The sequence below is a fragment of the Sporolactobacillus spathodeae genome (assembly GCF_016908935.1).
Lineage (GTDB): Bacteria > Bacillota > Bacilli > Bacillales > Sporolactobacillaceae > Sporolactobacillus > Sporolactobacillus spathodeae.
The window spans coordinates 56,147-70,216 of sequence record NZ_JAFBEV010000002.1 but is presented as its reverse complement, the minus strand read 5'-3'; the positions used below and the strand labels follow the sequence as shown (position 1 = coordinate 70,216).

Here is a 14,070-nt window from a genome sequence, read left to right as displayed (position 1 = left end):
AAATGAATGTATTTTTCAAAGTACTTAAGCCATGTCTGAACCCTTCAGTGAAACGAGAAACACAAAAAAAACTCGTAAATCCCTGTCACCTTTGGTCATCGTTACCAAAAGAAGGAATTTACGAGTGAAACAGGGCATCCGTTTGCCCTTAGGCTTGCCAAATTTAACCTTTATATGGTTTTTAGACCATTGAGCGACAGGCAGGTGTGAACCCCACAGAAACTGACGAAGCGCCCTATTAACTAATCTTTTTTCTCTTTTGTTCCTCTTCTAAAATTGATTTCCCCTCAATATCTATATCCGGCAAAAGCTTATCCAGCCATTTAGGCAAATACCAAGCAGATTTTCCCATTAAAGTGATAACCGCAGGGACCATGGTCATACGAACGATGAAGGCATCAAACAAAACACCCACAGTTAGAGACAGACCCATGGATTTGATGATCGGTTCTGAAGTCATCATAAATCCTGCGAATACCGCCACCATGATTAAGCCTGCTGCTGTGACCACACTACCACTTTCTCTCATTCCAATTAGAACCGATTTTTTTGTATCTCCTGAGTGGATGAATCCTTCACGCATTCGACTAACGAGAAAGACTTCATAATCCATTGCTAAACCAAACAGTATACCAACCACTATAACTGGTAAAAAGCTTAAGATCGGTCCGCTCGTAGGAAAACCGAACATGCTGATGAGATGGCCATCCTGAATGGCAAAAACCAAAAATCCTAATGTTGCAGCGAGAGAGAGAATAAAGCCAAGTACCGCTTTTAATGGAATAAGAATCGACCGAAAGACAACGACCAATAATATAAACGCAAAGCCTGCAATTAAGAGACAAAATCCCGGCAATGCATCGCTTAACTTTTGTGAGATATCAAGATTAACCGCAGTTGCACCCGTTACATACAATTTCACATGCTGACTTTTTTGTAAGCTCATTGATTTTTTCCTAATTGCATGAACAAGCGCACTTGTTTTGGGATCATTCGGTCCTGTTTTTGGTATCAGTGAAATCATAGATACACGATGCAATGAACTTGGGGCAGCCGGCGTCACACTTTTGACATTAGCCAAGGAACGAAGCTCTTTAACTGTAGCATTCATCGCTTCTTGAGCGTTCTTTGTCTTCGTACTTGTTTGCGCTAAAATGACTAATGGTGCATGAACGCCTTTGCCGTATGCTTCAGTTTGTAAATCGTAAGCTCTTCGATCCATTGTAACTTTTGACTTCATTCCATTATCAGGAAGCCCAAGATTCATATGAAAAACAGGAGTACTCATACTGATCAGTATGGCCACTGATAGAATGGTGACCAGGAGTGGATGAGTCGTGACAAAATTACCCCAACCCGATGAATCCGCCTTTTTATTCACACGGCTCAATCTTTTTAATAACCGATTCTGTCGTGATGGACCAATTTTCCCTCCAATTAATCCCAATAATGCAGGAACAACAAGGATAGCAACCAATATTGCGATGAAGACACTGAATGCCGCCGATAGACCCATCATGGTTAAAAAGGGAATCTTTGCAACAGACAATCCTAATAGTGCAACAACTACCGTCATCCCTGCAAAGACAACAGCATTTCCCGCTGTTCCAATGGCTATCCCTACAGATTCCTTAATTGAGTACCCATTCCCTAACTCTCTCCTAAAACGGGTGATTATGAATAAAGCATAATCGATCGCGACGGCTAATCCGAGCATTGCCGATAGAGAAAGAGCGTATGAGGCAATATCCATGTAATTGGTTGCAGTGATAATGCCCATCAATCCGATGCCAAGTCCGATTAAAGCGGTGAGAATAGGCATACCTGCTGCTAAAAAGGATGTAAAGGTTACTGCAAGAACCAAGTAAGCAACCAAAACACCAATTCCTTCTGTTACTCCGCCCACTTCGATACTTGAAAAAGAAACATCACCGGCTAATTCGGTTTGAATCCCTGCTTTTCTTGCTTTTTTTACTACATTTAAAATTTTCTTTTTGGATATTTCACTAACTTTTTTTGCTGTAGATTTGTACGTAACAAGCGCGTAACCAATTCTTTTATTTTTACTATAGTTTTGAAGTACTACAGGAGAAGCAACCGAGGATACGGCCTTGTCCTTTTTAATGTCATTTATAGTTTCTGAAATGATTTTTCGCTCTTTTTTAGACTCCAGTGTTTTATGTTTTGGTGCCTTAAATAGTACTTGTACTTGCGCTTTTGCATTTTTTGTTGAAGGAAATGCCTTTGTCAAAAGCTTCGATGCTTTTTGGGATTCCGTACCCGGTATGGTCATCTTATCACTAAAGGATGGTCCCATACTTAAAGCAAGGACAACAAGAACCACTAATACCCCACATGCACCCAAGAGCACTTTCTTTCTATTATCTGCTGCCCATTTTCCTAGCCTATATAAATATTTTGCCATCAAAATCTCCTCTCATAAGCTCATCAGCTCATCTTTCTACAATTGGTAGTTTTCATTTTATAATAGCTAAGTAAAAAAAAAATCGTACATCGGGGCAACTTCCTAATGTACGAAAGGGCATATTCATTCTGTCTTTTCTTAGAGATGAATGAGATTATGTTCAAGAGCAACTGCAACTGCTTCTGTTCTTGTGCTCACGCCAAGCTTGTTAAAAATATTCGTAAGATAGGCCTTAACGGTTCGTTCTGCAATGCCCATGTCACTGGCAATCTTTCGATTTTGAGCTCCCTTGGCTGCTGCTGTTAAAATGAGCAATTCTTTTTTCGTCAGATTAAATGTTTTAATCTCAATATTTGATTTTCTTTCTTTTGAGTACAATAATTTAGCCATAATTTCCGGCTTAAGTAATGTATCACCATGGACTGCAGAGATAATGGAATTGAAAAGATCCTCACGCCCAGTATCTTTTAATAAATAGCCTTTAGCACCTAATTCTAACCCTTTAAGCATAAGCTCATCTTCGTTATAGGTCGTCAAAATAACAATGGGAATTGAAAGGCCTTTTTCATTTATCGCCTTCATGGTCTCCAGTCCGTTCATAACTGGCATAACAAGATCCATTAAAATGACATCTGGTTTTTGTTTTTCTAAAAAAGATAGGGCCACCTTACCATTCTCTGATTCGCCTATGACTTGAAAAAGATCATTGGTTTCTAAAATTAACTTCAGACCCTCGCGAACAACTAGATGGTCATCTACAATTAATACCTTATATTTCAAATTACCAACTCCATATCAAATGGGTACAGAAATTTCAATTTTGGTTCCCTTTCCAATTACACTATTTACATCTATTTTACCATCAACCAATCGTGTTCTTTCTCTTAACCCCAACAATCCATATTTTCCTTCATTGTTGCCGCTCGCTCTCATCTTAAACCCGACTCCATCATCTTCAATGAGCATCATTATTTTCTTGTCTTGAACTTTTATCACGATTTTTACTTTCTGCGCATTCGCATGTTTAGCCACATTTGTCAAGCATTCACTAAATATATATAACATATGTTCCAATTTAAGAGGAGACAACTTCGGCAAAGGATCAATTTTATAATTGGTCTGAATAGAAGTTAGATTAGTAAATTCTTTTATCTTTTTTAGCGCAGCCTGTTCAAAGCTGACTTTTTCAATCACCTCTGCTCTTAAATTATCAATTGCCAATCTGGCATTGCTCAACGTTTCCCTTGCCCTAATCATTGACTGTTTAATAATTTCTTCGGCACGCATATAATTTTCTTTCTGCAGATGCGCATCAACCGCTTCTAACTGCATGATCAGGCCCGCGAGACCCTGTGCTAATGTATCATGTAAATCCCTGGCGATACGGTGTCGTTCATTAGCTAAAGTCAATTCTTCAACTTTCAGCTGTGCAGCCTCTAATTCACGCACGTAATATTCCATTCGCATTCTTGCGTCAACTTGCCTGCTATAAATTATGGAATAGAAGCTAACAATGACTAAAATTAATAAGAAGATCAAAATAAACATTGGTAATCTTTGCAGTCCATAGTTTGCGCTAATAACGATGCAGTAGAGAGAATAAAAGATACAAAAAATGACCAAAGCTTTTCTTTTCTTTTGAAAGACCGTCATACTCTGAGCGACTAATATCGGAATCAGACCAATTAATAGAACAGGAGAACCATTCGGGATCAAAAGTGCAGAAGTGAAAACGAGTCCGCCATGAAGTATAAAGTATAACCACACCCATTTTTTTGTAAATAAAAACGAGAACCAAAACAAAAAACAATTTAAGGGCACCACAAGAAGTAAGGTAAAAAAAAGAATACCGATCATAGACTTATCAAAAATATGTTGGAGCATCAAAGAACCGATATATATAGCTATTGACCAGAGAACAGTAGCAATTCTCAATGGTGATACCATATATGAATCACTATTAAATGACATTATTGGCCGATTATCCTTCTTCATTCTCCCACCTCCTTTTTACCAATGTAGATTAAAATGTTTCTCACTTTCTGGGATAAAAAAACTCATTTACTTATAGTATGGTCCCCCGTGCCAAGCCTAAAAGCAAACAAATATTTAGGGCGTCTCAAACTCCTTTTTCATAATATAATAAGATTTCTTCAGGCGTTCACTGTATTGTGGCGTGTTCCATGGCTTCCAACTGTATATTTGTGTTTGTTTGACGCTTAGTCTATTCTTTGATAATTTTGGAAAACTGTTAATCACTGATGAAGCCTTTAAATTTAACGGATTTTCGTTCTTTAATGGCTTATTGAGAAGCATCGCGCCAATCTTAATACCCTTAATTTTTTCGCCCTTTGTTAATCCCGTTTGCCACATATCTCCCATAATTTCCAGTTGACTTGGATCTCTGAAATTAAGCATCAGCCAGGGTATCCGTATCTCAATGATCCCATTCGAGCGATTCATAAAGTAATCTGACAGGGAATTGTAATTTTTACTGTCTGGATTACCGTTTCCAAATGTTAATTTCCCAGTCTCATATGTCAGCGGATTATTAGCTGACTTTGGGTCGACTTTGTTTAGAACGAGCTTCTCCGGATTAAAAATACCTGTATTATCTTTCCCTCCATAGGGCTGTTTTTTCAGCAGATTTAAATGGGTGTACTGATAATAAAACATGTCATAGTAGCTATCGACAAGGATTCGGGAATTATTTTTATTATCTAGATAGAGTACAAATTCACTGCCGCCCGAATAGTGTACATTACCCATTTTTTGATTTCCGGCATTTTTTCGTGTATCAAAATAAATGAGCAGCGGATTGTTCCTATTTCTGGCGGAAACTTTTTCTAGACCGTTTACCTTAAACTTTAGATACAGATAACGTTCATCATGATCAACTTGCATATTAACAAGCTGAGGACCCGAGTTTTTTTGCGATTTCTGTCGGTAAAGGAACGGAGAATGCTTCCAATCAGAATCTAGACCATCAACTTTTATTTTCAGTCGGTCAAAGCTTAGCATTCCGAATTGCTGTTCACTAGTTTGTGCGTTTGACCAAAATGGACGACGGTTCGGATCGTCGTAATCCATCGTGTTCCAGGTGCGTTTGAACCACTCATCCTGCCAGGAAAAAATTAATCCGCCGAGCAGATGTTCAGCCTTTATATCCTGATAAAGCGAGGCATCAATCTTCCCTTGTTGTTCTTCTGACAATTGACCCTGGTTCATACCAAATGGATTATTATGTGTTTTTCCTCTCGAGCTTGGCACACCGAATTCAGCGACCAAGATAGGCAGATGCTGCGCGTTATCCAATTCCTTAAGATAACCGGCATAATTGTCTTTTTTACCTCGACTATTTTTGAAATTTAGATATTTTTTCTCCAGATTGAGAGAATCCGGATAATACGGATAGATGTGATAGGATGCAAATTCTCCTGCTGGCATATTTTTTTTGAGATAAATGTGATCTGGATTCACACTAACTTCATCTTCTTTTGGAAGAGGGTCGCCAGGATGTTTTAGCAGATCGGTGGTTACCCAGTTTGTAAAACTGAGCGGGCGTATCACATGGTAGCGAGATTGCTCGTATTTAACGGTTGTATTCATCATCCCTGCCAGCCATGATTCAAAGGGACTTGCCCCTTTTGTATAAATAAAATCTCCTCTATATTGTGGATCGTTTTTATGCAATGCATTTGTGTGCACCACCATATCAGGGTCCCACTCAATTCCGATAATCCAGCCAATGACATATTGGGAAATATCAGCCGAATAAATACCACTGGCATTCCCCGGCACATATCGTACATTTGCATTCCCGTGAATCACGTCAATTTGCTGTTTGATCGCATGCTGAAATGCTGACGATACACTTCTGTTATAGGCATCGTTTGCTTTAATCATTTCGGGTTCATTAACCCAGACACCTTGAAACAGGTAGATTGGGTTTTTGGAATGCTTTTTATTGTATTGATAAAGTGCCTGATAAAAGCCGGGTGGATTTAACGTATAAACGCGAATTGTATTTGCATGCATCTTTCGAATTTCAGTCAGCCAGCGGTAATATTCGTCTTGCGTTATGGCTGTTTCTCCGGGAAACTTTCCGGGTTTACTGATCCCTATATTGACACCCTTAATCTGCATCTTTTTCCACTTACCATTTTGGAGGACGGAAAAAGATCGTTGATTAACTTTTGCGTAGTAAGGCCGTGTTTGTCCTGTTTGCGCATGTGATGATGTACTTTCTAACTGTTTGTTTTTCAAAATTGTGGTCATTAATGGAACGTAAGTCTTCCAAAAGAAAGCGTCTGTATTTCCTCTGCTCCCTGAGGCAAACCAGCGGCGCATCGTTGGGATTCCCTCATACTGATGAAGCGACAGAGCCTGGCCAGAATCGGCATAGTCACCGGCAAAATAATACTGTCTGCTTTGATTATCCGTTTGCATTGTAATTGCCGGAAATGAAAGTGGAATTTCATTTTTAAGTAAAAGATCTTTCCCGCTGGATGTTAATTGCCATTGATATGTTGCCAGTTTTTCTGCGCCGTTTGTATTAAGAATATCGAACCAATAATTATAATTAGGCGACTGTTTCAAATGAAAAATATTTCTGCCCTCAGCAGTAAAAGAAACATGAATACCTTGACCTTTTACGTGCTTATTTTGCTGTAATACAAGAATATCACCATTCTCTTTTGAGAGGACAAACCCTGATCCCTTGAATGCCCAGTTTTTCCCATACTCATTTTTGTAATCCCTTGGCACCCAAGACGGCAGATCAGGATTGTTTGTAGCCTGGAGATTAGGAAAATATCGGCCAATCCATCCGGTCCAATGAATCCCAAACAATCCTTCCATATCTGCACGGGTTTTTGCTGAGGTAGGGCTTTCTAATGTATTATATTCAGCAATGACGGTTGAATGGTTCTTTTTAATTTGCTGATCGATCCATGATACTTCTTTGGAAGTGGTGCCCCCATATATCGGCTTCTGGTAGCGTTCTTCTTGATGATGGTATACTCCATACGTATCAGCGAGATAGATTAGATCAGCTTTTTGTTTCTCATTTTCAAGCGGTACGATCTTCGAACCGCTTTTTTTCTCGGGATGATAGCCCATATAATTTAATACTGAGTATTCTTTGTTATTCGTCCGGACAATTTTTAAATAATTCAATAACCAAGTGATTGACTGATGTTCACGGTAATTAACGGTCGGTACAGTCTTATCCAAGATGACTACGTTTAGTGGCGTAGCCGGTTTGAAATACCAAATAACGACGGGTATGATAGGAATCAAGAACAGTATAATAATTAAGAGCCATTTTTTCATAGTTCTCACCTATTTAATTTACTTTTTGATGAAATGCCCTTTCGCTCCATACTCTTCCACTTGTTCCCCTTAGAGAAAATCTGCAAAATTCCTGTGAAGCGGAAAAATGTGATCAGAGGTCTATACCAGAATGTTTCAGTAACCGCAAGGAAGAATAAAATAATTAAATCAGTAACTCTAGGGTATTTCTTTAAACTCCACTCTTCAAGGAGCACGCCACACATGGATAAAAGAGATCCCAAGAGCAAGCTGAAACAAAATAAAAGCAACGCCATGTTCATTGAGATCAGAGAGAATAATGATCCGAAAATCAAAATTAAGTAGCCAATAAATTCAACAAATGTTCCGAGTAATTCAATAAAGAAAAAATAGGGCAATGAAATGAGCCCGACACTCTTATATTTCGGATTGAGAAGCATTTTCTTATGCATCCAAAGCACTTCGAGAAGTCCTCTATTCCAGCGCGCACGTTGACGCCACAGCATTCTTATGCTCGAAGGGGCTTCCGTCCAACAAACTGGATCAGGTATATATTTAACTTGCTTTTTTAGCTTTTCATCCTTAATAAGCTCATGAAGGTGAACGACAAGTTCCATGTCTTCTCCGACAGTTGTTGTGTTGTAACCCTTCGCTTTAATGACCCAGCTTTTATTAAAAACACCAAATGCTCCGGATACAATCATTAGAATGTTGTATTTACTTAAACCTATTCTCCCTATCAAAAAAGCGCGTAAATACTCAATCACTTGCATAATGACAATTGGGTTTCGATCAAGTCTGATTTTCATCACCTCGCCCGCAGTGATTGAACAACCGTTTGCAATTCGTACTGATCCCCCGACAGCGATGACTGATTCGTCTGAATCAATAATCGGTTTCATGACTTTTAAAAGCGCATTTCGTTCAAGAATAGAATCACCATCAATGGTGCAGAAATACGGGTACTTGGACAAATTAATCCCAGCGTTCAAGGCATCCGCCTTTCCGCCATGATCTTTATCAATCATGAGCACATTGGGCGATGACTTAGACTTGTAAACGGCACGGATTGGCGCACTGTTTAGGGTTTTTCTGATCACGAACGGAACCTTTTCCATCTGAAACTGTTCAATCATTACGCTTAAGGTATCGTCTGTTGAAGCATCGTTGATCACAATAATTTCATATTCAGGATAAATAAGGCTTAGCAAGGAATTAATACTTTCTGTTATCCCGATTGCTTCATTATGTGCCGGGACAAGGATAGAGATGGGTTTGGTATCATAGGACCGTATCAGTTCTCCATAAGGGTCAACGTCATCCAGTTCCTGAAGCTTTTTCAACTCAAAAGCCGAAACAATAAATATAATGAAATAAAAACAGACAACGAACAACATATAAATAAGAATGAGCAGGCCTACCGTATCGATAATGGTTGGTATAAATTGGTTGAGTGCATCGGTCATATGCCAAGTTCCGTCCTTTGGATCCATTGGTCCGCCATATCTTGGGCAAATTTATCCTTGCTTCCAAGGACTATTTGTCTTAACAAGTCAATTCCTCCCGGTGTATGGGCGATTGCCTCGCCCGAATAGTAGCGAACCCACCAGTTTCTACTAATCAGAAGATTTTTCAGTGCCGGAAGATACTCAGGCTTTCGCAGATTCTTTGCAATCTGGCAAAAGATCATCTGTTCAAGCCAAAAATCTGACTTAGCAAAAGGCAGAAGCTTTTCATACTTGCTGATATACGCATAGTCACGTATTGTCTTAAGGGCATGGATCCGAATGTCACTACTCTGATTGGACAAATGATTCTCAATAAATGGAAGGTATTGTAGTTCACGCTTCTCCCCAACTACAGATAGAATAGAGATCCTCAGTTCTTGTGAACAGTCATCGAATTGATCAACCAGATATTTAAATAGTTGCCCATCCATTTTTGAGATAACTTGTTTATAAAAATAGACAGAATGATAAGGTGGATTTTTCATTAAATGGCTAATGACTCGCAGGTCGTTTGCCTGCGAAGTTATTCTTAAGATGATATATTGTTCCTGCTTGGAGGTATATTTTCCGTGGTAGATTTGCCATAAATCAATCCATGAAGATGTGAGTCTAAGATTTTCAATCAGATATAAGATATTCATTCGCTTACTCCAGCTTTGTACCCTTAATCTCTTTTTTATAACTGGAACAATGTATCCTTCGAACATCTTTGATTGCGTGATGTTTAACGAACTTAAATCAAATTGATTGTTAATTTCTTTAAGTAGTTCCAGTATCGAATCACCAAACAGCCTTTTTTTTGAATAACATTCCAGTGATTGATCTTGACCCCAAAATAAATTCTGAAAGACCAAAGGTTGTATCTTTCTTTTTAGTTGTTCCACCCTGGCCTGACTGCTGTTCTCATAAATTTTATGAAATACGAGAATTATAAATAGAAACGACAGTATAATAATCAAAGTGATCACCGCACAGGCAACGATCTTAATTGAAAGAGGAAACAAGTTCTCTCATCCTTTTCGTCATGTTCATAATTCTTAGAGCCAGTTCATGGATCCTAATCGGTTTCTCCATAAAGTCATTTACACCGAATTTAAATGCGCTTAGTGCATCATCTTCTCTTTTTCTACCTGAAAACATCATTATCGAGACTGTATCATCGGAATAATTTTTCCTGATTTGCTTAACAATTTCAAGGCCAGTTATGCGAGGAAGTATACTCTCCAGAAGAACAACGTGCTTCCCAGCTTTTTCAAGACGTTTACTCTCAAAAAAAGATTGTCCTTCTCTAAAAGTTTCAACATCTGACGGATAGTTCCAATCCTGCCGTTCAATAAATTCTTTAAGGAAAGACCGTACAATCTGATCATCGTCGACCACTGAAAAATGTAATGGCTCTATGTTTGACCCGGCAGCTACCAAACTATTGATTCTGCTTGATTCATAAAAGATTTCGGGATCGTACTCATTGATTATTTGAATCAATTTATTTTCAAGATCTTTAGTCCTGTCATCAAATACAGTGATCCTTACGCTTGATTGATCGGAGTTGAAGCGATGAATGTCCTGTAAATTTTTTTGCGTCAAGTTTAGAAAAATAAAAAGAGTCACCGAATGGGTTACGGGTAAACAAAAAAGCGCATGCATATGCGTAAAAAATGATTTTTCAGCATTGGATTGACGATCCTCTTCACGCATAATCACCACATAATAAGTTAAATTCGAGTGATTCAAAAACGCTAGATTAATCTTGAATAAGTGCAAAAGTTCAGGAATCAGCATCGGGCCCTCCGCCGTCATTTTAAGCTCACCTCTTTTACATCTTCAAAATATATTAGAAAAATGATTATTTTAAGCATTTTGTAAGTTTTCATTTTTCTTAAATAGTTCATTTATCCCATATTACTACAGCTATATGAACAAATTCTGAACAACCTATAGCCCTAGGAAATGGACCGTGATAATCAATTTACAGAAATTAATGAAAAACTTGGCATTGCCAAGTCCTTTTTTAACAATTGCGCTTCGGCTGCTCGCTTGCCGCGGGCGCCGCGCTGCATTTTTGTGCAATAATCCTTATACTTTTTTATCTAAAAAAAGGTAGCGTCCCCCCTAAGAAATTAATTGATACCATCATCGGGAAGTTCTAAAGAGGTAGATTATCAGTTATTGGAAGTAACCGGTTAAAAAACGAGGGTTCGATCTAAGAGGCTCACGGTGCGCCCGCAGCAAGCAAACACAGGGCAATAAACGATTAAAACAACAGCAGATTTTAGCAAAGCCATAAAAAGAACGACTTACTTGTGATAAGGTTCTCGTTTGATGATTTTAAAAGCTCGGTAGATTTGTTCGACAAGAATTAGGCGCATTAGTTGATGGGGAAAGGTGAATTTTGAGAAAGAAAGCTGAAAATCCGCGCGGCGAAGCACGGCATTGCTGAGGCCATTGGAGCCACCGATAATGAACGCAAGATGACTTTGGCCGTAAGTAGTCAACGTTTCAATCTTTCCAGCCAGTTCTTCTGAAGTCAGCTGCTTACCCGGTATAGAGAGAGCAATGGCGTATGTACTATCCGGGAGCTTCTTAAGTAGTCGTTCCCCTTCGGCATCCTTTATTTGCTCAATCTCGGCTGTGGATAGATTTTCCGGTGCCTTTTCATCGGCTACTTCAATAATGGAAACGGCCGCATAAGGTTGCAACCGTTTGAGATATTCTTCAATACCTTGTTTAAAATACTTTTCCTTTAATTTTCCCACAGTTAATAATGTGATATTCACAGTTTATCCCTTCTTATCCAGAGAGTTATACACAGAACTTATACACATATCCACAATTGTTGTCCACATTATGTATAGATACATACGTTTGCCACTATATATCGGCCAATAAAAAGACAGTTCTTATACGCGTGTGGATAACCTTCTATTTCCTGGTAACAGGCGGCGAACGCTTAATTCAATAACTGCTATCATTCAAGTCACCCAGTTTCCAAGAAAGTCACAACTATGCGCTTTCATTTGCTTTCTAACCGCTTTTTTACTTTCTGGATACGAGTAACAAGCGCTTTTCTTCTCTTTATTTTAGCATATTCCCCAAAAAAGCATTGCACTTATTCACAATTAATCACCAAAAGTGGATAACTTGTGGATAATTACTGCTCTTTATGCACAAATTGCGCAGCAATATGTGTCAGAAAAACTTGGCATAGCCAAGTCATTTTCTAGCGCCTGCGCTCCATTTTGTCGTGTAAAATCATAGACGAAAAGGGCACACCCGAAGAATTATCAGATGCGCCCTTAGAAAACGATATCTTTATGAGAATGTTTTGCTTCCAAGTGTCAATTTTGTATGATGCAGGTTGCCCGTCCTGTAATAGTCAACCTTAACCTTCTGACCTGCGTGGAGCGTTGTATACATATAGGTTGAGAAGGATATATAACTGCTAATTTTCTGTCCATTGATGCTCGTGATCACATCGCCAGCCTGTAATCCGGCCTGTGCAGCAGGACTGCCCGCCTGTACATCGGTAACAACAAGGCCGGTCTTAATACTGCTCGGCAGTTGCAATTGTTTCACTTCATTGGACGGTACCATGGACAAATCGACAATACTAACGCCCAGTAATGGACGAACAATCTTGCCTTTCTTCTCCAATTCCGCAATGACCGGTTTCGCCACATTAATCGGTATCGCAAAGCCAATACCTTCAACCTGATCGTTTTGGGATCCGGAACCCGTTGAGGCAATTTTTGAAGAGTTGATGCCAACGACCTGTCCATCAATATTGCAAAGCGCGCCGCCACTATTACCTGGGTTAATTGCCGCGTCCGTCTGCAGGACTTGCGCCTCAATAGATGCATTGCTTGTCTGTACCGGGATCGTCCGATTCGTCGAACTGATGATGCCCTCTGTAACGGATCCGGAGAAACCAAGTGGGTTGCCGATCGCAATAGCTGGTTCCCCGCGCTTTAAAATCGAAGAATTGCCAAACTCGGCAATCGTTTGGACGTCTGAAGAGGAAATGCGAAGCACCGCCAAATCGTAAAGTGAATCTTTACCAAGCACGGTTGCCTCCAGCTTCGTCTTGTCATTCAAGCGCACTTCAACTTTTCCCGCCCCGGCAACGACATGATTATTGGTCACCACATAGGCATAGGGTCCGGCGCGTTTATAAATAATTCCCGATCCGATTCCTGACTCTGTGTATTTATTATCGAAGAAGTTCGCCTTCTGCAAATTAATGACAGCAACAACTGCTGGAGAAACTTTCGCCACAGCGTCCGTTACGGATGAAGTCACCTTCACGTTAACTGAACGATTGACGGTTCCAGCACTTCCAAAATTGTTGACGGTTTGCGAGCCTGTCGTTACGGAGTAAGGCAAAATGCCAAGACTGGATAAAATAGGAGCGAAAATCAAGAAGCAGACAATCCCCACAATCGCGCCGATAAAACCTGCGAAGAACCACCCGCCACGACTTGAGCGTCGGCTGCTTCGGCTCAGCTGACCCGATTCCGGCGAATTATCCTGTTGCTGGTTATCGTCGTAAAAACCCATAGACTGTTCCTCCTCTATTAGAATTGAAAAGTGCGACATCGCAATCGATGAAACGCTTATGCCGACAAGCGATAGTTGCGTATGAGAAAAGATGGTCTCGCTTTGTCCTGCGTTTCAATCATGGCGATTGGAACATAAGCCGTCACCCGAATTCCCTTATTATCCTTAATTTACCACGAACAGACCCATTATTAAAAACTATGTGACTAATTCGATAAGCACCGCAAAATTTTTGACAGTTATGTAATTGTTCCGAAAGCACTGGGC

The 14,070-nt window shown here is 39.6% G+C and carries 9 protein-coding genes; all 9 read right to left on the bottom strand.

The window, feature by feature from the left end; translation table 11 throughout:
• Nucleotides 1-238: 238 nt before the first annotated feature.
• The 9 genes from JOC27_RS01335 to JOC27_RS01295 all read right to left on the bottom strand — a co-directional run bounded on the left by JOC27_RS01335 (nt 239) and on the right by JOC27_RS01295 (nt 13,803).
• The gene (locus tag JOC27_RS01335) at nt 239-2,425 is read right to left on the bottom strand and encodes an MMPL family transporter (protein ID WP_205005196.1); all 2,187 of its coding nucleotides are present in this window, start codon (nt 2,423-2,425) and stop codon (nt 239-241) included.
• 138 nt (nt 2,426-2,563) lie between these two features.
• Nucleotides 2,564-3,205: a response regulator gene (locus tag JOC27_RS01330; protein WP_205005195.1), complete on the bottom strand. Its 642-nt coding sequence runs from the start codon at nt 3,203-3,205 to the stop codon at nt 2,564-2,566.
• 15 nt (nt 3,206-3,220) lie between these two features.
• Complete coding sequence (locus JOC27_RS01325) at nt 3,221-4,420, bottom strand: sensor histidine kinase (RefSeq protein ID WP_205005194.1); 1,200 nt, start codon at nt 4,418-4,420, stop codon at nt 3,221-3,223.
• A gap of 114 nt (nt 4,421-4,534) precedes the next feature.
• On the bottom strand, nt 4,535-7,759 hold the full coding sequence (locus JOC27_RS01320; RefSeq protein ID WP_205005193.1) for a hypothetical protein: 3,225 nt from the start codon (nt 7,757-7,759) through the stop codon (nt 4,535-4,537).
• A 5-nt stretch (nt 7,760-7,764) separates the two neighbouring features.
• Complete coding sequence (locus tag JOC27_RS01315; RefSeq protein ID WP_205005292.1) at nt 7,765-9,204, bottom strand: glycosyltransferase family 2 protein; 1,440 nt, start codon at nt 9,202-9,204, stop codon at nt 7,765-7,767.
• Entirely contained in the window at nt 9,201-10,130 is a 930-nt protein-coding gene (locus tag JOC27_RS01310; RefSeq protein WP_205005192.1) for a HEAT repeat domain-containing protein, read from the bottom strand. The genes JOC27_RS01315 and JOC27_RS01310 overlap by 4 nt, the downstream gene beginning before the upstream one ends.
• Before the next feature lie 100 nt (nt 10,131-10,230).
• Nucleotides 10,231-11,046, bottom strand: coding sequence for a response regulator transcription factor (locus JOC27_RS01305; protein WP_205005191.1), 816 nt, complete (start codon nt 11,044-11,046; stop codon nt 10,231-10,233).
• A 497-nt stretch (nt 11,047-11,543) separates the two neighbouring features.
• Entirely contained in the window at nt 11,544-12,023 is a 480-nt protein-coding gene (gene rlmH / locus JOC27_RS01300; RefSeq protein WP_205005190.1) for a 23S rRNA (pseudouridine(1915)-N(3))-methyltransferase RlmH, read from the bottom strand.
• Nucleotides 12,024-12,558: 535 nt separating this feature from the next.
• A complete protein-coding gene (locus tag JOC27_RS01295) occupies nt 12,559-13,803 on the bottom strand; it encodes a S1C family serine protease (protein WP_205005189.1) in 1,245 nt (414 codons plus the stop codon).
• Nucleotides 13,804-14,070 lie beyond the last annotated feature (267 nt).

Coding starts and splice junctions, on each gene's coding strand:
- JOC27_RS01305 (WP_205005191.1), bottom strand. CDS start 11,046: ATGACGGCGGAGGGCCCGATGCTGATTCCTGAACTTTTGCACTTATTC.
- JOC27_RS01320 (WP_205005193.1), bottom strand. CDS start 7,759: ATGAAAAAATGGCTCTTAATTATTATACTGTTCTTGATTCCTATCATA.
- JOC27_RS01325 (WP_205005194.1), bottom strand. CDS start 4,420: ATGAAGAAGGATAATCGGCCAATAATGTCATTTAATAGTGATTCATAT.
- JOC27_RS01315 (WP_205005292.1), bottom strand. CDS start 9,204: ATGACCGATGCACTCAACCAATTTATACCAACCATTATCGATACGGTA.
- JOC27_RS01335 (WP_205005196.1), bottom strand. CDS start 2,425: ATGGCAAAATATTTATATAGGCTAGGAAAATGGGCAGCAGATAATAGA.
- JOC27_RS01295 (WP_205005189.1), bottom strand. CDS start 13,803: ATGGGTTTTTACGACGATAACCAGCAACAGGATAATTCGCCGGAATCG.